Source organism: Kribbella sandramycini (genome assembly GCF_013131805.1).
In the GTDB taxonomy this organism is placed as follows: domain Bacteria; phylum Actinomycetota; class Actinomycetes; order Propionibacteriales; family Kribbellaceae; genus Kribbella; species Kribbella sandramycini.
Window position 1 is genome coordinate 397778 of the sequence record NZ_JABJRC010000008.1, and the last position, 16680, is coordinate 414457.

A 16680-nucleotide genomic window follows, 5' to 3' on the forward strand; every position below is an offset into this window, starting at 1 on the left:
ACACTCGCGATCTCCGCGTGGCCGAAACCGGCGCTGCTAATCTCCCGCTGTGCGGGGAGCCAGAAGATGACAGCAAGCGACGGTGACGAGCCGAACGGCCTGCGCCGTACCCATCGTGTGACGATCAGTGATCTGGCGCGCCGGCTGCAGATCTCCAAGGCCTCGGTCTCCTACGCGCTGAACGGCCGCGCCGGCGTCAGCGACGAGACCCGCCAGCGTGTCCTCGACCTGGCCGAGGAGCTCGGCTTCCACCCGAACTCCGCCGCCGTCGCGCTCTCGGCCAGCCGCACCCGGACGATCGGCATCGTGATCGCCCGCGACCCCGCGCTGATCTCGACCGAGGCGTTCTACATGCGCACGCTGGTCGGCATCGAGCAGTACCTCAACGAGGTCGACGCCTCCCTCCTCCTCCGGCTGACCGGCGAGCAGGGCGAGGACCTCGACGTACTCCGGCGCTGGTCGCGCCAAGGCCGCGTCGACGGATTCATCCTGTTCGACGAGCACGACAACGACCCCCGGATCCCACTGCTCAAGGAGCTCGGGATCCCGTGCGTGGTTGTCAGCTCGAACGCGCCCGACGACCAGGCCGGCCGCCTGATCAGCTCCCCCACCGAAACCGTCACCCTGCTGCTCGACCACCTGGCCGCACTCGGCCACCGCGACATCGCGCACATCAGCGGGCCGTTCATGTTCGTCCACGAGCGGCTCCGCGTGCAGACCCTGCGCGAGCTCGCCGCCGACCGCGGGATGACCGTCCGCCAGCTCGAAGGCAGCTACCGGTACGACGACGGCGCAGCCCTGACCCGGCAGCTGCTGACCGGCCCGAACCCGCCGACCGCGATCGTCCTCGGCAACGACCTGATGGCGGTCGCGGCGCTCCGGGTCGCGATCGACCTGGGGACGCCGGTCCCCGGCCAGGTCTCGATCGTCGCCTGGGACGACTCGCCGCTGTGCGAACTGGCCCACCCGGGGATCACCGCGGTCGACCAGAAGACGATGGAGCGCGGCCGCGCCGCCGCCGACCTGCTCTTCCGGGTCGCCGCCGGTCAGGACGACATCCACGAGCAGGCGCCCGCCGGCGAGCTGCGCGCCCGCGCCTCCTCAGGCCCCGCCGCGCACCGCTGAACCACTACGCTGTGGAAGCAGTCCATCACCACGAGTGCTGACCGAATCACGAGGCAGTAACGAACATCACGTAACTGAACCGGTTAGGGTTGTCGAACTTAACCGGTTAGGCCACGATGGGGCCCACCAACCACGGGACGAAAGCTAGGAGTCCGACGTGAGACTGCGTTCGCTTGTAGCCGCGGTAGCGGCGACCGCTCTGGGAGTCAGCCTGGCCGCGTGCGGCGGCAGTGATTCCGGTTCGGACGGCGGGTCCGGCGGCGACCAGACGCTGACCTACTGGGCCAGCAACCAGGGCACCAGCCTGGACAACGACAAGCAGGTCCTGACCCCGGTCCTGGAGAAGTTCACCCAGGAGACCGGGATCAAGGTCAACCTCGAGGTGATCGGCTGGAACGACCTGCAGACCCGGATCCAGACCGCGGTCACCTCCGGCCAGGCGCCCGACGTGGTCAACATCGGCAACACCTGGGCCGCCTCGCTGCAGGCGACCGGCGCGTTCCTGCCGTTCGACGCCGACGCGCTGACCGCGATCGGGGGTAAGGACAAGTTCGTGCCGACGGCCCTGGCGACCGGCGGCAAGGAGGGCGAGGACCCGACGTCGGTCCCGCTCTACGGCCTGGCCTACGGCCTCTACTACAACAAGGCGATGTTCGCCGCGGCCGGCCTGCAGCCGCCGAAGACCTGGGAGGAGATGGTCAGCGCCGCTCAGAAGCTGACCAACCCGGCCAAGAACCAGTGGGGGATGGCGCTCGCCGCCGGTAGCTACACCGAGAACGTGCACTTCGCGTTCATCAACGGCGCGCAGAACAAGTCCGACTGGTTCGACGGCGAGGGCAAGCCGACCTTCACCACCGACGGCAACGTCCAGGGCGTGCTGCGCTACCTCGACCTGATGCAGAAGGACAAGGTCGCGAACCCGTCCAACGCGCAGTACGACAACGGCACCAAGTCGGTCAACGACTTCGCGACCAAGAAGGTCGCGATGGTGATCAACCAGAACAACGCGGATTCCTCGATCGTTGCCAACGGCATGAAAGCCGGCGAGTACGGCGTCGTCCCGTTCCCGGCTCCGGCCGGCGGCGAGCAGGTCGCCAGCCACGTGGCGGGGATCAACCTGTCGGTGTTCAAGAACACCAAGCACAAGGAATCGGCGCTGAAGTTCGTCAAGTACATGACGGACGCCGGCACCCAGACGACGCTCGGCAAGCCGTTCGCGTCGCTGCCGGTCCTGAAGGACGCCAAGCCGGTGTTCACCACGGACGCCGCCGAGGCCGCGATCTTCCAGGACATCTACAACACCAAATCCAAGCCGCTGCCGCTGGTGCCGGCCGAGGACCAGTTCGAGAGCACCGTCGGCAAGGCGATGAACAACATGTTCGCCAAGATCGCCACCGGCGGCACCGTGAGCGCGGACGAGGTGAAGGCGGCGCTGAAGACCGCCGAGGACCAGGTCGCCGCGGGCAGCTGACGGACGACGGCGCCCCGGGTTCCGCCCGGGGCGCCGTACTGCCACGCCCATCCCGCGACCTCAAGGACAGGAGGCGACCACCCAGATGTCCGTCGCCACAACCGATGCGACCACGGCCGGGCCGCCGCAGAAGAAGGCCCCGAAGAAGGCAGGGCTCGAACATCGGCCCGGGCTGCGGCGCTGGTTGCCGTACGCGCTGCTGGCCCCGGCCGTCGTCCTGGAGCTGTTCATCCACATCGTCCCGATGCTCGTCGGGATCTGGGTGAGCTTCGTCAAACTGACCCGGATCTACATCGCCAACTGGTCCCAGGCGCCCGGCGCCGGGCTCGGCAACTACAAAGTGGCGATCGACTTCGACAACGCGGTCGGCGAAGGGCTGCTGAAATCCTTCGGCGTCACCATCGTCTTCTCCCTCGTCACGGTCGGCCTGTCCTGGGTACTCGGGATGGCCGCGGCCGTCGCGCTGCAACCGGCGTTCCGCGGCCGCAACCTGGTCCGCACGCTGTTCCTGGTCCCGTACGCGCTCCCGGCGTACGCCGGCATTCTGACCTGGAACTTCATGTTGCAGCGCGACACCGGCGCCGTGAACCACGTGCTCAACCAGCTGCACCTGACGTCGGATCGCCCGTTCTGGCTGATCGGCGGAAACGCGCTGGCCGCGCTGATCACGGTCGCGACCTGGAAGCTGTGGACGTTCGCCTTCCTGACCCTGATGGCCGGGCTGCAGAGCATTCCCAACGAGCTCTACGAAGCCGCCTCGGTGGACGGCGCCGGCAACCTGCGGCAGTGGCGCAACATCACGCTGCCGCAGCTCCGGCCGGTGAATCTCGTCCTCGTGCTGGTGCTGTTCCTGTGGACGTTCAGCGACTTCAACACGCCGTACGTGCTGTTCGGGACGGCGCAGCCGCCGGCGGGCGACCTGATCACCTTCCACATCTACAACGCCTCGTTCCTGACCTGGAACTTCGGCACCGGCGCCGCGATGTCCGTGCTGCTGCTGATCTTCCTGATGATTGTCACCGGCATCTACCTGCTCGTCACCGGAAGGCGGTCGCGTCGTGCGTGAGACCAGAGGGTTCAAGATCTACCGCGGCGTCGTCCTCGCAGTCCTCGGCCTGTTCGTGCTGATCCCGCTGTACGTGATGGTCACGTCGTCGCTGAAACCGCTCAAGGACGTCCAGGGCGCGTTCACCTGGTGGCCGTCGAACCTGACCATCGCGCCGTTCATCGACATGTGGAAAACGGTGCCGCTGGCAAGGTACTTCGTGAACAGCACGATCGTGGCGGTCGCCGCGACGGTGTTCTCGGTGGCGATCGCGATCCTGGCCGCGTTCGCCGTCTCCCGCTTCCGGTTCCGCGGGCGGACGACGTTCACCACGACCGTGCTCTCGACGCAGATGTTCCCCGGCGTGCTGTTCCTGCTGCCGCTGTACCTGATCTTCGTGAACATCAACAACGAGTTCGGCCTGCAACTCGTCGGCACCCGGCTCGGCCTGATCATCACCTACCTGACGTTCAGCCTGCCGTTCTCGATCTGGATGCTCGCCGGGTACTTCGACAGCATCCCGCGAGAGCTCGACGAGGCCGCGCTGGTGGACGGTTGCGGCCCGATGGGCGCGCTGGCCCGCGTCGTCCTGCCGGCCGCGCGGCCCGGAGTGATTGCCGTAGCCATCTATTCGTTCATGACCGCCTGGGGCGAGGTGCTGTTCGCCTCGGTGATGACGACCGAAGCCAATCGGACACTCTCCGTAGGCCTGCGCCAGTACTCCACCCAGACCAACATCTACTGGAACCAGATCATGGCCGCGGCGCTCGTGGTCAGCATCCCGGTCGTGATCGGCTTTTTGCTTGCCCAGCGCCACTTTGTGGCCGGTGTGACGGCGGGAGCAGTCAAATAGTTGTTTGATCAGTATCTTTGAGGTCATGTACCTCGAGGACTACGTGGTGGGGACCCGGACCGAGCATCCGGGCCGGGTCGTGGTCGGGCAGGGCGAGATCGTCGAGTTCGCGCGGCGGTTCGACCCCCAGCCCGTGCACGTCGACCCGGTCGCGGCGGCCGACGGTCCCTACCACGGCCTGATCGCCAGCGGCTGGCACACCGCGGGTCTGATGATGCGCCTGTACGCCGACCAGTACCTCTCCAAGGTCGCCAGCCTCGGCGGCCCCGGCGTCGACGAGCTCCGCTGGCACCTCCCGGTCCGCCCCGGCGACATCCTCCGCCTGACCACCGAAGTCCTCGAGGCCGACCGCTCCCGCGCCAAACCCGACCGCGGCCTGGTCCGCACCCGCGCCGAACTCCACAACCAGGACAACACTCTCGTGCTGTCCTGCGTCGTCCTCAACCTCTTCAGCGCGCGAGCCCTCCCCGCGCGGCCCTAACTGCTCCAGCCGTCGACGTAGAGCGACGTGGAGTACGACGTCCCGTAGCGGCCGTTCTTACCGACGGTCACGCCGCTGTATCCGTGGGTCGAGACGCGGTAGCTGCCCTCGATCGGCAGACTCTGCACGCCGCTCGGCCCGGTGTCCGGTCGCGCGGAGTTCTTGGCCGCGAAGGCGACCAGCTGGCTGCGGATGGCCGCGTCCGGCACGAAGTACGGCAGCACGGTCGGCAGGCCTTGCTTCAGCGCTGCAACCGCGCCGGGGATGCATTCCGGGCAGTTCTGCTTCTGCGCTCCGGCCGATCCACTGATGTTGATCCGCTCGACATAGGCCTTGTTCGAGTAGTCGGGGCGGACCGCGACCTCGAGGTTGCCCTTCTTGCACCTGATGCCCAGCACCCCGTCGTCCTTGCAGGCAAACCCCCTGCCCTTCAGGGCCTTGACGCTTCCGTTGACGGTGATCCCCGGCATACAACCGTCACACGGCTGCTTCGGGGCGGTCGGTGAGCCGGGCGCGGTCGGGCTGCCGCCCGTGGTCGGCGAGCTGCTCGGCACGCTGGGGACGTCCGTAGGCTGGGTGGTTGCGGGGGCGCTGCCGCCGGTGGCGTCGTCGGAGCCGCCGCCGGTGAAGCGGCTGACGATGAAGATGCCGGCGCCGAGGACGACGACTGCCATGACCACGGCGAAGATGATCAGCGGAGCCTTGCCGCCGCCCTTCTGCGGCGGGGGCGGCGGCGGGTAGCCCCCGCCGTACTGCTGCCCGAACGGCGGCTGCCCAGGCGGCGGGCCGTACTGGGGCTGCCCCTGCGGCGGCCCGTACGGCGGTTGCCCCTGGGGCTGACCGTACGGCTGCTGTGGTTGCTGTCCGTAAGGGGGCTGCTGGCCGTACGGGGGCTGCTGGTTGCTCACGCGGCCAATGTAGTGAAGATCTGGTTCAGGCGAAGAGTTTCTCGCCCCAGTAGGAGCCAGGTGTGACACCACCGGGACATGCGAAGATGCCGGAACCGACGTGGTGGATGTACTCGTTGAGCGTGTCGGTGCGGGCCAGCTGGGTCTGGACGGGGATGAACTGTTTGCGCGGGTCGCGCTGGTAGGCGAGGAAGAACAGCCCGGCGTCCAGGCGGCCCAGCCCGTCGGAGCCGTCGACGAAGTTGTAGCCGCGGCGGAGCAACTCGGCGCCGTTGTTGAACTGCGGATGCGCGAGCCGGATGTGCGAGTCCATCGGGATCTTCGCCTCGCCGTCGGCGTTCTTCGCGGCGAAGTCGATCGGGTCGAACTCGTCGGCCTTGCCCAGCGGGGCGCCGGTGCCCTTGCCGCGGCCGATGATGGTCTCCTGCTCGCCGAGCGACGTCCGGTCCCAGATCTCGATGTTCATCCGGATCCGGCGGGCGACCAGGTACGATCCGCCGGCCATCCACTCCGCGCCGTCGCCGGGCTGCACCCACACCTGCTGCTCGAGTTTGTCGGCGTCCTCGAGTTTGAGGTTGTTCGTGCCGTCCTTGAAGCCGAACAGGTTCCGCGGCGTGGTCTGCGCGCGCGAGGTGGACGACGTCCGCCCGAAGCCGAGCTGCGAGTACCGGACGGCGACCCGGCCGAACCCGATCCGGGCCAGGTTCCGGATGGCGTGCACCGCGACCTGCGGGTCGTCCGAGCAGGCCTGGACAGCGATGTCGCCGCCGGAGCGGTTCGGGTCCAGGTCGTCGCCGATGAAATGCGGCAGGTCGACCAGCGCGGCCGGGCGCTTCCCGGCCAGGCCGAATCGCTTGTCGAACAAGGACGGCCCGAAGCCGATGGTGAGCGTGAGCCGCGCGGGCGGCAGGCCGACCGCCTCGCCGGTGTCCTCCGGCGGAGCCTCACCCGGGCCGTTCACGGCGCCGTACTGACCGATGTCGCGACCGGCCGTGAGCAGCGCGGCCGCCGCCGTCCACTCCTTCAGCAGCGCGACCAGCTCGTCACGCTTGGTGGTGGTGACGTCGAACGCGGCGAAGTGCAACCGGTCCTGGACGGCGGTAACGATGCCGGCCTGATGCGGACCGTGGAACTCGACCGGCCCGTTCGCGTCCGCGGCCTGGGACGCCTCGCCGGCCAGAACCGAATGCGCGGCGTACCCGGCGACTCCGGTCGCGACGGCGGCTCCCGCCGCGCCGATCAGGCCGCGCCGGGAGATGCCCTTACGCTCCGCTGGATCGCTCATTTCTTCGCGATCACCGCGGCGACCTTGGAGACCGGCTCGGCCAGCCCGTCGACGACCTGCCCGAGCTGCTTCTTCTCGGCGTCCGTCACGTTGTACGGCTTGAACCCGTCGCCCTCGCGGTACTTGTCGACAGCGGCGAAGACGGCCTTGAAGTTGGTGTCGAGCGCGCTGACCAGCGCGGCGTCGCGCTTCTGCAACGCCGGGCGGAGCGCCTGGATCGCGGCCTGCGAGCCCTCGACGTTGGCCTGGAAGTCCCACAGGTCGGTATGCGAGTAGCGGTCCTCCTCACCGGTGATCTTGCCGGTGGCAACTTCGTCGAGGAGCTCCTTGGCGCCGTTCGCGAGCTGCAGCGGGTTCAGTTTCACGACCTTGGCCTTGGCGACGACGGTCTTCACATCGACGAGCAGCTGATCGGCGTACTTCGCCATCCCGGCCGTGCTGTTCTTCTCCCACAGGGCCTGCTCGATCCGGTGGTAGCCGGTCCACTCGGTACCGGGCTCGACATCGTTGACCCGGGCATCGATCTTCGGGTCCAGGTCGCCGAACGACTCCGCGACCGGCTCGATCCGCTCCCAGTACGTGCGGGACACCGGGAACAGCGCCTTCGCCTTGGCCACGTCACCGGCCTTGACCGCGTCGACGAACTCGGTCGTCTTCTGCTCCAGCGCGACGGCCTGCGAGTTCACGTAGCGCTGGTAGCTCTCGGTTGCCTGCTTGAGCAGGGTGTCCTCGTCGACCTGCGCGGGCGCGTCGCCGGCGACGGTCAGATCGCCGCGGATGCCGTCGCCGACCATGCCGGGTTTGCAGACCGCGTGGTACTTGCCGGTCGGCAGCTCGACGATCAGATCCCGCTTGAGGCCGGGGCCGATGTTCTCGACCTCGCCCATCACCCGGTCGCCCTCGGCGTACACGTAGAACTCGGTGACCTTGCTGCCGCCGTTGGAGACCGAGAACGTGCTCGTGCCGGACTTCACGTCGCGGCGGCTCAGGTCGCAGGACGAGTCGGTCGCCTTGACCGTGACCGGGCCGGTGCCGTCGTCGGTCGCGGCCGGCTGGTCCTCTGCGCACGCGGTGAGCGCGGCGAGCCCCAGCACGACGCCGACGGTGGCGGCCTTAAGAGTCTTGGACCTGGACATGTTTCTCCTGGACAGGGGTGATCGGACGGAAGTACAGCACCAGCACGGGCACCAGGTAGACCAGCCAGGCGATCGACTCGACGACGGTCGGGGCCGGGTTGAAGTTGAAGATGCCCTTGAGCAGGACGCCGTACCAGCTGTCCGGCGGGATGACGTGCGAGATGTCGAACGCCAGGTGGTGCAGGCCGGGCAAGAGGTTCGCCTCCTGCAGGTCGTGGAAGCCGTAGGCGAAGATGCCGGCCGCGACCAGGATCAGGATCGCGCCGGTCCACTTGAAGAACACCGCGAGATTGATCCGGACGGCGCCGCGGTAGATCAGGACGCCGAGGACGACGGCGGTCGCGAGCCCGAGCAGGACGCCGAGGAACGGGCCCGCGGTGGTCGCGGTGGCGGCCGACGCGTAGACGATGAACGCGGTCTCGATACTCTCCCGGAAGACGGCCAGGAAAGACAGGATGACGACCGCCCGCGGGCCGATCGCGAGCGCCTGGTCCATCCGCTCGCGCAGCTCCTTGGCGATACTGCGCGACGCCGTGCGCATCCAGAAGATCATCCAGGTGACGAAACCGACCGCGAGGATCGACATCACCCCGCCGATGGTCTCCTGGGTGGTGAAGGACCTCGCGGTCAGCGCGGTCACGAACTGCAGCAGCCCCCACGCGGCAGCCGCCACGGCGAGCGCCGCGGCGACTCCGATCCAGACCAGTTTCAGCCGGTCCCGGCGTCCGGAGCGGACCAGGAAGGTCGCGAGGATGCTGACCACCAGCGATGCTTCGAGCCCCTCACGGAGCCCGATCAAGTAGTTCGCGAGCATGGCGGACGGTCCTCTATACCTTAGGAATGGCTAACCTTCCTGAGGTTAACCTAAGAATTCCCATTCGCCCACTGTGGCGTACGCCGCAGAACGGCCAGCTCCCTCACCCAGCCGGGACTCGATCAGCTGCAGGCTCCCGGCCGTCCACTCGGCGCCGTCGTACGTGTCGAAGACCCGCACCCAGCGGGTGACGTCGATCGGCCGGCGCAGCCGGGCCAGCGTCAGATGCGGGACGAACTTGCGCCCGTCGACCGTCACACCCGAGTGGTTCGCGGCGGCCCGCGTCGTCTTCGACAACTGCTTCAGCGCGTCGGTCTCGTCCCGGACGCCGGTGTACAGCACCCGCGCCTCCGGTACGCCGGGGAACGCGCCGGCCCCGGCCAGCCGCAACGGAAACGGCCGCTGCCGCTTCGCGACCGCCTCGAGCCGCTCCCCCAACTCGTCGGCCTTCCACTCCGGCACCTCGCCCAGGAACGCCAGCGTGATGTGCCAGTGGTCGTCGGCGGCCCACCGGATGTCCTCATCCGGGTGCTCGCGCCGCGGTCCGACGAACTCGCTCAGATCCTCCACAACTTCGATGGGTGGCACCACGGCCACGAACAATCGCATCCGGCAAGCCTATCGGTGGTGGAAACTGAGTTTGTGGAGCGGAAACTGCCGTCGCCGTGTGTGGTGATCCTGGTCGGGCCGGGTGCGGCCGGGAAGTCGTCGTGGGCGGCTTCGGAGTTCGCGCCGGAGCTGGTGGTGTCGAGTGATCGGCTGCGGGCGCTGGTCGGGGCGGGCGAGGACGATCTGGCGGCGAGCGCGGATGCGTTCGCGTTGCTGGAGACGGTCGTCGAGCAGCGGATCGGGCGGCGGCTGACGACGGTGATCGACACCCTCGGCCTCGATCGCGAACGACGGCTGCGCTGGCTGGGTCTGGCGCGCGCGGCCGGAATGCCTTGTGTGGCCGTCGGTTTCGGCACTCCGGCGGCCGAGTGCCGGCGGCGGAACCGGGAGCGGCCGAAGCGGATCCCGGCCGACGTGCTGACCGGGCAGCTGCGCGCTTGGGCCGCGGCTCGCGATGAGTTGGCGACCGAGGGATACGACGACGTCCTGCAGCCGACCGTGGTGCGCGTCGTACCGGAGGCGTTCGTGGGCGCGGACGCAGCCGTCGCGCGGCAGGCGGAGGCACCGACCGGGCTGCGATTCGGGCTGCAGTTGAGCAGTTATCCGGGCGGCCGGGCCGGGTTGGCGACCTGGACGCGCGAGGTCGCGGCGAAGGCCGAGGAGGTCGGTTTCGACGCCATTTACGTCATGGATCATTTCCGCCAGATCCCGCAGGTAGGCCGCGCCTGGGACGACTTCCTGGAGAGCTGGACGACGCTCGGCTACCTGGCCGCCTGCACGACGCGCGTCCGGCTCGGCACGCTCGTCTCCGGGATCACCTACCGCAACGTCGCGCATCTGGGCAAGATCGCCGCGACGCTCGACGTACTGAGCGGTGGACGTGCGGTCTGCGGCCTCGGACTGGCCTGGTTCGAAGCCGAGCACCAGGCCTACGGCTGGCCCTTCCCATCGGTCGCCGATCGCTACACGCTGCTCGAAGACGCACTGCAGTTGCTTCCGGTGTTGTGGGGCCCAGGCAACAAACCGTTCCACGGCCGAGTGCTCGAAATCCCCGACACCACCTGCTATCCACGACCCTTACAAGAAAAGTTGCCGCTACTCGTTGGTGGCAGTGGGCAACGAACCCTGCGACTCGCGGCCCGGCACGCCGATGCGGTCAACCTCTTCGGCGATCTCGCGACCGTCCGCGCCCGAGCAGCGTACGTACGCTCGCTGACGGACCGCCCACTCGAGATAACCCACCTCTCAACCACGCTCGTCGGCGACGCGGCCCTGGTCGAGCGCTTACGTCCCCGCAACCAAAACCCAGCCAAGTACGCCGCCGCCGTCAACGCCGGCACCGTCGACGACCAGATCGGCCGCTTCCGCGAACTCGCCGAAGCCGGCATCTCCGAAGTGATGCTGACCCTCCCCGACCTCGACACCCTCGACGACGTCGGCCGAGTGATCTCAGCCTTTCGGGTTTAGCTTGTGCTCAACGAACTGTTATCTCGAGGTCCGCGACCATCGCCACGGTCAGGTCGACTATCTGGTCAGCTGCCAGCGTGACGCCGCGCAGCGAGACGACGCCCCGCACTGTCTCCAGCGAACTCCCGCGCAGATCGGAACCCCGTAGATCACAACGATCCAGTTCCAGACCGGACAAGCGGCAGCCATCGATGACGACCTTGTCCCATCGGCAGCCGACGACAGACATCTCGGTCATCGAACAGTTCACAAACCCCAGTGCGCCCACCGTCCGCACGGCATCGAACGTCGCGTAGTCGAGTCGGCAGTTCTCGAAGATCACGTTCTCGCAGCTCACACCGCTCAGCGAGAGTCCGGACAGCTGACAACCGCGAAAGTGCACTCGGTCAAGCTTTCCCCCACTGAATCGGGCCGACGAGAGATCCACTTCGTTGAAGACGCTGCCGGTGATCGCCACACCTTCCCAGACGGTCTCGGTCAGGATCGTCCCGGCGAAGCTGGATCCGACAACCACACCATCGAGCCGCAGCCGAGACGCGTCGACGCGACCCACAGCCGCGTCCCGAAGCCCGTCGCCGGGAACAGCATCGACTGGCGTCAGGTCCAGCTCATCGACCGACGGCAGCAAGATATGCGTCTCGCGTACTTCCCGAATCTCCACAGCTCTCCCGAACTTGTACGGAGTCGGCGGATGGTCACTGGGTACCACCCGCCGACTGTGGCGGATCTACTTGTGTTTCGTCCAGTTGTCCCACGACGGTCGGTTGTCCCAGGTGTTTGAGGGTGCGTGTGTCTCAGGAAGTCGCCACATCTGGCGTTGCGAACCCAGTCGAAGCCTCGCGAGCGCGGTCGGGTCGGCGCTGATGAGCGTGGTCAGAGGATTCATGTGCTGTTCCTTTCGGTGATGTGGTCCGCTGCCGCGCGGACCAGGCTCTGACGGGTGTTCCGGCAGTAAGCCGTCTCGGCGATCGTCAAAGAGCCGTGCTCGAAGTACCGATTGCCGGCCTGCGCGCCACCGCAGAACGCGAAGTAGTCACAACCGGTCGCGCACTTACCCAACGCCTCCTCGAACTCCCGTACGTAGGCGAGCCGCCCGGACTCGGCGATCATCTGGGACAACGGCGTCCGCAGAACATTGCCGGCGAGGAAGTCGGCGTACTTCGCGTCTTTGATGCCGAGTAGCTCCGGCGACAGCAATACGGTGTCGCCGTCGTACGCAACCGTCGGGATCGGATCGAATGGCCTCCGCGGCCCGTCGCCGGCTCCGACGCGAGCCGCCAGGAAGTCGTTCAGCCGATCCAGCTCGCGAACCCGAAGGTCGCCACCGGCTTCACGGTGCCGCAGGACGGCTCTCCAGAACTCGTACGCAGCGGACTCTTGAACTGCGGGCCGTCCCGCTCCTTCTTCCTCCTCGATATTGAAGCCGACCGAGGCACATCCGATGGCGCCGAAGAAATCGACCAACTCTTCGGCGTGACCGATGGTCGCAGGCGTCACCACGCAGATGACGGTGAAGTCGATCCCGGCCGATTGAAGCCGCTCCATGCCGCGCCGGGCCTGGGTGAACGACTCGGTGCCTCGCCAATTGACCCGGTCCCGATTCGCCCAGGGAGGACCGTCGACACTGATCCCGACGTCGAAGTCGTAGTGCTTGAACAGATCGCACCAACGACTGTCGATGAGCGTTCCGTTCGACTGGATTCCGTGCTTGACGAGGCTCGACGAGCGCAGCGGCTCGAACGACTCCACCAGCGCGCGAAAGTGTTCGAAGGGAGTGGTCGTCGGCTCTCCGCCGTGCCACACAACATCGACTGGGTGGACGCTTGCTTGCCGACGGACAGACACGGCGCACGCATCGGCAACTGCTGTTGACATCAACGCCTGCCGTTTGCGGTCCGGCAAGTAGCAGTACGAGCAGTCCAGATTGCACAGGCTGGTCGGCTGCATCACCAATGTGTGGAACGTCGTCGATATTGCCACATTCCGCATACCCGCACGCTCCTCATCTCGGAATGGCCGCCATCGTCACGAGCGTACTACTTTTCGCATATCGCAGCAAGGATGCCCCTAGGGTCCTCCTTGCTGCCTTCCAAGTACAGTGAAGTGATCGGCAGCGCGGACGGAGGCAGCGGTGGCAGGCGGAGCGACCCGTTGGGAGAGTGTTTCGACGCCGTACTTGAGACCACGGGCAGCAGGTGAGCCGGATGCGTGGTCCGAGGAACTCGCGGCCCGCGAGGTCGCCGGCAGTCAGCAACTCCGAGAGGTCGCGGAGGTCGCGCCACCGGTTGAGGTCGCTGAGGGTCTGGGGATCTCCCTCGGGGAGTCGGTTGTGGTTCGTCGCCGAGTGATGCTGATCGACGACCAGGCAGTCGAGCTGACCGACTCCTACTACCCTTCCAAGATCGCTTCCGGGACCGGCCTGGCGACAGCGAAGAAGATTCGCGGCGGCGCGGTCACACTGCTGGCAGAGCTCGGGTACGAGGCCGGGTCAGTACAGGAAGAGATCTCGGCTCGGCCTCCCACCACGGACGAGTCGGCTGCCCTCGACCTCGCCGACGGCGAGTGGGTGCTCATCCTGTCCCGCCTGATCAGGACCACCGCCGGTGAGCCTCTCGAGATGAGCATCATGACCATGACGGCCAACGGCCGACGACTGCGCTATCAGGTGAGTTCATGACGCCCGCGGCAGATGGCGACGTCCGGCCGCGCCATCAACAGATCGCGGCTGATCTACGGGCCGAGATCATGGCCGGCGTCCTCGCGCCTGGCGAGCAGTTGCCATCGACCCAACACCTCGTGCATCGGTTCTCGGCGGCCAACGCGACAGTTCAGCGCGCGCTCGGCGCCCTCAAACGCGAGGGTTTCATCTACAGCCTGGTCGGCAAGGGCGTCTACGTTCGTGACCGCCGCCCGATCGTGGTCGACGCGGCCACCTATCTGGCTCCAAGCCCGAAGGGCTACGCCTACCGACTGCTCGACGTGATCGAGGTTCAGCCCTCGAGCGAGGTCGCTTCGGCGCTCCGTCTCACGTCGCCGTCGACTGCCATTCTCCGCAAGCGACTGCTGTCGCATGACGGCGAGCCAATCGAACTCTCCTGGTCGTACTACCCAGCCGAGATCGCCGCGGACAGCCCCCTCGCGCGGAGACTCCGCATCCCGGGCGGAGCCATCCAGGCGCTGGCTGACCTCGGCTATTCACAACGTGAGTTCGCCGATCGGCTGTCCGCTCGGCTGCCCACCACCGAAGAACTCGAGATCCTGGGCCTGCCCGACGACGTTCCTGTCATCCGGCAGTTTCGAACGGTGTACTCCGACGATCGTCGTCCCGTGGAGGCATCCATCCTCATCAAAGGCGCGCATCTCTACGAGCTCCGTTATGAGCAGTCCGTTCCAGCTCAATGAGTGGTCAGCTTTTCGGGGTGAGGGGTAGGGCGAGGAGGGCGTTTTCGATGAGTTCGGGCATGGCGGGGTGGATCCAGTACTGGTTGCGGGCCATTTCGTAGGCGCCGAGGCCGAAGCTCATGGCTTGGATCAGGGGCTGGATGACGGTGGAGGCCTGGGGGCCGAGGATGTGGGCGCCGAGGAGTTGGCCGGTGTTCGGGTCGGCGAGGAGTTTGGCGAAGCCGGTGGTGTCCTCCATGGCCCAGCCGTAGGCGATGTCGGCGTACTTCTGGCGGCTGACGACGTAGTCGATGCCTTGTTCCTGCGCTTCGGCTTCGGTGAGGCCGACGGCGGCGATCTGCGGGGAGCTGAAGACGGCGTGCGGGACGAAGCGGTGGTCGGACTTGATCCGGTTCTCCGGCTCGATCAGGTTGTGCTTGACGACCCGGGCCTCGTGGTTCGCGACGTGTTTGAGCTGGTGCGGCGAGGTGAGGTCGCCGAGCGCGTAGATGCCGTCGACGGCGGTCTGCTGGTACTCGTCGACGACCACGCGGCCCTCGCGGTCGACCTCGACGCCGGTGGCCTGCGGGTTCAGCAGGTCGGCGTTCGGCGTCCGCCCGACGGCGACCAGCAGCTCGTCGACGACGAGCAGCTGCTTACCCTCGGGGTGCAGCATCATCAGCTCGATCGCGCCGTCCGGCCGCCGGGTCGCGCGGACGGTCTCGTGTTGCAGGCGGACGTCGTACTTACCGCGGGCGATCTCGGTGAAGTGCTCGGCGATCTCGGCGTCCTCGCCGCGGAGCAGCGTCTTCGAGCGGGCGATCAGCGTGACCTCGACGCCGAACGAGGAGAACACGTGCGCGAACTCGGCGGCGACGAACCCGCTGCCGAGGATCGCGAGCCGGCGCGGCAGCTCGTCGAGCCGCATGATCGTGTCCGACGTGTGGAACCCGGTCTCCTCCAGCCCCATGATCGGCGGGATCACCGGCCGGCTGCCCGCCGCCAGCACGAACCGGTCACCGGTCACGACGCTGGTCGCGCCGTCGTTCCCCTCGACGGTCAGCTCCTTGACGCCGGTGAAACGCCCGGTGCCGTCGTACACGGTCACGTTGGCGTTCTCCGGGTTGTGGTGCCGGTACTCCGAACCCGCGGCGGAGATCGGGTCGATCCGGCCGAAGATCCGATCCCGGACGTCGGCCCAGCGGACGCCGGTGAGCTCCTCGTCGACGCCGTACCGGGCGCTGCCGGCCGGGGTGGCGGCGACGTCCGCGGTGTGCACGAACATCTTGGTCGGGATACAGCCCTTGTTCAGGCAGGTCCCCCCGAAAGTGCCGCGCTCGACGATCGCGACCTTCCAGTCCGCGAACCGATGGTTCACGATCGAGTTGCCGGAGCCGGTACCGATGACGACGAGATCGTAATGGGTCACACCCCATTATGTGTCTGACCCCAAGAGGGGGTTGGATGGTTACTCGTGGTGAGGCTGCAGACCGGTACCGGCGCGCTCGAGTGGGACGGCTCCGGCGCGCTCCGGATCGAGTACGCCGAAGCGCTGGCCGGCCTCGGTCCGCGGGTGCTCCCGATCGAGGCGCTGCGCGCGGTCGAGGTGTCGGCCATCGAGCTCACCCTGGAGCTGCGTGAGCATGCCGATCCGCTGCTGAGCGTGAGCGGCGGCTCGCTGGCGTCGATCTACCGATTCGAGGTTGCCGGGGCCGAGCGGCTGGCCTCCGAGCTCCGGATCGCCCGGGCGCGGCGCGGCGTCCCCGAGACTGCGGCGCCGGCCTGGCTGGTCGCGACCCCGCCGGCGGCCGACGCGTTACAGGGGAAGGACGCGACGGTCGCGGTCGCGAGCGGGCAGCTGATGTTCGCCTATCCGCGGTCGGCGTCACGGCGGAAGAAGACCGAGGGCAACCCCCGCTCGGTGCCGCTGACCGATATCACCGCCGTCTCGTGGGAGCCGGGGCTGTTCCGGATCGACACCGCCCGGACGCCGCTGGAGCGCCCGAAGCCGCGACACGACCCGGCGGCCCTGCGCGTACCGGCTCGCGGGTTCGACGCACTCTTCTTCGCGGCCCGGCTGCTGACCCGTATCCAGCCCTGACCCA

The 16680-nt window shown here is 67.5% G+C and carries 17 protein-coding genes; 9 read left to right on the forward strand and 8 right to left on the reverse strand.

What is annotated here, in order from left to right:
• Positions 1 to 66: 66 nt before the first annotated feature.
• From HPO96_RS29960 to HPO96_RS29980, 5 genes are all read left to right on the forward strand, one after another.
• Entirely contained in the window at positions 67 to 1125 is a 1059-nt protein-coding gene (locus HPO96_RS29960) for a LacI family DNA-binding transcriptional regulator (protein WP_171677709.1), read from the forward strand.
• 157 nt (positions 1126 to 1282) lie between these two features.
• Positions 1283 to 2596: an extracellular solute-binding protein gene (locus tag HPO96_RS29965; protein ID WP_171677710.1), complete on the forward strand. Its 1314-nt coding sequence runs from the start codon at positions 1283 to 1285 to the stop codon at positions 2594 to 2596.
• Positions 2597 to 2681: 85 nt separating this feature from the next.
• Complete coding sequence (locus HPO96_RS29970; protein WP_171677711.1) at positions 2682 to 3662, forward strand: carbohydrate ABC transporter permease; 981 nt, start codon at positions 2682 to 2684, stop codon at positions 3660 to 3662.
• Positions 3655 to 4494 (forward strand): ABC transporter permease subunit, encoded by an 840-nt coding sequence (locus HPO96_RS29975; protein ID WP_171677712.1) that lies wholly within the window; start codon positions 3655 to 3657, stop codon positions 4492 to 4494. Before HPO96_RS29970 ends, HPO96_RS29975 begins: the two co-directional genes overlap by 8 nt.
• A gap of 25 nt (positions 4495 to 4519) precedes the next feature.
• Positions 4520 to 4975 (forward strand): MaoC family dehydratase, encoded by a 456-nt coding sequence (locus HPO96_RS29980; RefSeq protein WP_171677713.1) that lies wholly within the window; start codon positions 4520 to 4522, stop codon positions 4973 to 4975.
• Here the strand turns inward: HPO96_RS29980 and HPO96_RS37675 are convergent.
• Genes HPO96_RS37675 through thpR form a run of 5 tightly spaced genes read right to left on the reverse strand, consistent with a single transcriptional unit; the run spans position 4972 to position 9727 of the window.
• Positions 4972 to 5883 carry a hypothetical protein gene (locus HPO96_RS37675; protein WP_184999653.1) on the reverse strand — a complete coding sequence of 304 codons (912 nt, stop codon included), beginning with the start codon at positions 5881 to 5883 and terminating at the stop codon, positions 4972 to 4974. The genes HPO96_RS29980 and HPO96_RS37675 overlap by 4 nt on opposite strands.
• Before the next feature lie 25 nt (positions 5884 to 5908).
• Complete coding sequence (gene efeB, locus HPO96_RS29990) at positions 5909 to 7168, reverse strand: iron uptake transporter deferrochelatase/peroxidase subunit (RefSeq protein WP_171677714.1); 1260 nt, start codon at positions 7166 to 7168, stop codon at positions 5909 to 5911.
• Entirely contained in the window at positions 7165 to 8304 is a 1140-nt protein-coding gene (gene efeO / locus HPO96_RS29995; RefSeq protein ID WP_171677715.1) for an iron uptake system protein EfeO, read from the reverse strand. The genes efeB and efeO overlap by 4 nt, the downstream gene beginning before the upstream one ends.
• On the reverse strand, positions 8282 to 9118 hold the full coding sequence (gene efeU / locus HPO96_RS30000; RefSeq protein ID WP_171677716.1) for an iron uptake transporter permease EfeU: 837 nt from the start codon (positions 9116 to 9118) through the stop codon (positions 8282 to 8284). The genes efeO and efeU overlap by 23 nt, the downstream gene beginning before the upstream one ends.
• 45 nt (positions 9119 to 9163) lie before the next feature.
• A complete protein-coding gene (gene thpR, locus HPO96_RS30005) occupies positions 9164 to 9727 on the reverse strand; it encodes an RNA 2',3'-cyclic phosphodiesterase (RefSeq protein ID WP_171677717.1) in 564 nt (187 codons plus the stop codon).
• A 33-nt stretch (positions 9728 to 9760) separates the two neighbouring features.
• Here thpR and HPO96_RS30010 point away from each other — a divergent pair, with 33 nt between their 5' ends.
• Entirely contained in the window at positions 9761 to 11194 is a 1434-nt protein-coding gene (locus HPO96_RS30010) for an LLM class flavin-dependent oxidoreductase (RefSeq protein ID WP_337796866.1), read from the forward strand.
• A gap of 7 nt (positions 11195 to 11201) precedes the next feature.
• Here the strand turns inward: HPO96_RS30010 and HPO96_RS30015 are convergent, their stop codons facing one another.
• Together HPO96_RS30015 and amcB are read right to left on the reverse strand one after the other, a co-directional pair.
• The gene (locus HPO96_RS30015; RefSeq protein ID WP_171677718.1) at positions 11202 to 11855 is read right to left on the reverse strand and encodes a pentapeptide repeat-containing protein; all 654 of its coding nucleotides are present in this window, start codon (positions 11853 to 11855) and stop codon (positions 11202 to 11204) included.
• A gap of 221 nt (positions 11856 to 12076) precedes the next feature.
• Positions 12077 to 13183, reverse strand: a complete 1107-nt coding sequence (gene amcB, locus HPO96_RS30020) for a cyclophane-forming radical SAM peptide maturase AmcB (protein WP_171677719.1) — start codon at positions 13181 to 13183, stop codon at positions 12077 to 12079.
• 142 nt (positions 13184 to 13325) lie between these two features.
• Between amcB and HPO96_RS30025 the strand changes: the two genes are divergently transcribed.
• Both HPO96_RS30025 and HPO96_RS30030 read left to right on the forward strand, forming a co-directional pair.
• Positions 13326 to 13871 carry a UTRA domain-containing protein gene (locus HPO96_RS30025; RefSeq protein ID WP_171677720.1) on the forward strand — a complete coding sequence of 182 codons (546 nt, stop codon included), beginning with the start codon at positions 13326 to 13328 and terminating at the stop codon, positions 13869 to 13871.
• Entirely contained in the window at positions 13868 to 14596 is a 729-nt protein-coding gene (locus HPO96_RS30030; protein ID WP_171677721.1) for a GntR family transcriptional regulator, read from the forward strand. The genes HPO96_RS30025 and HPO96_RS30030 overlap by 4 nt, the downstream gene beginning before the upstream one ends.
• Before the next feature lie 4 nt (positions 14597 to 14600).
• On the opposite strand, the gene HPO96_RS30035 is transcribed toward HPO96_RS30030, so the two are convergent.
• Entirely contained in the window at positions 14601 to 16004 is a 1404-nt protein-coding gene (locus HPO96_RS30035) for a mycothione reductase (RefSeq protein ID WP_171677722.1), read from the reverse strand.
• Positions 16005 to 16052: 48 nt separating this feature from the next.
• On the opposite strand from HPO96_RS30035, the gene HPO96_RS30040 reads away from it, so the two are divergent.
• Complete coding sequence (locus HPO96_RS30040) at positions 16053 to 16676, forward strand: DUF4429 domain-containing protein (protein ID WP_171677723.1); 624 nt, start codon at positions 16053 to 16055, stop codon at positions 16674 to 16676.
• The last annotated feature ends 4 nt before the right edge of the window (positions 16677 to 16680 follow it).

Bases quoted from the DNA above. Each gene is read 5' to 3' on its own strand.
- HPO96_RS29960 (WP_171677709.1), top strand. From the start codon at position 67: ATGACAGCAAGCGACGGTGACGAGCCGAACGGCCTGCGCCGTACCCAT.
- HPO96_RS29970 (WP_171677711.1), top strand. From the start codon at position 2,682: ATGTCCGTCGCCACAACCGATGCGACCACGGCCGGGCCGCCGCAGAAG.
- HPO96_RS29980 (WP_171677713.1), top strand. From the start codon at position 4,520: ATGTACCTCGAGGACTACGTGGTGGGGACCCGGACCGAGCATCCGGGC.
- efeB (WP_171677714.1), bottom strand. From the start codon at position 7,168: ATGAGCGATCCAGCGGAGCGTAAGGGCATCTCCCGGCGCGGCCTGATC.
- efeO (WP_171677715.1), bottom strand. From the start codon at position 8,304: ATGTCCAGGTCCAAGACTCTTAAGGCCGCCACCGTCGGCGTCGTGCTG.
- efeU (WP_171677716.1), bottom strand. From the start codon at position 9,118: ATGCTCGCGAACTACTTGATCGGGCTCCGTGAGGGGCTCGAAGCATCG.
- thpR (WP_171677717.1), bottom strand. From the start codon at position 9,727: ATGCGATTGTTCGTGGCCGTGGTGCCACCCATCGAAGTTGTGGAGGAT.
- amcB (WP_171677719.1), bottom strand. From the start codon at position 13,183: ATGCGGAATGTGGCAATATCGACGACGTTCCACACATTGGTGATGCAG.
- HPO96_RS30030 (WP_171677721.1), top strand. From the start codon at position 13,868: ATGACGCCCGCGGCAGATGGCGACGTCCGGCCGCGCCATCAACAGATC.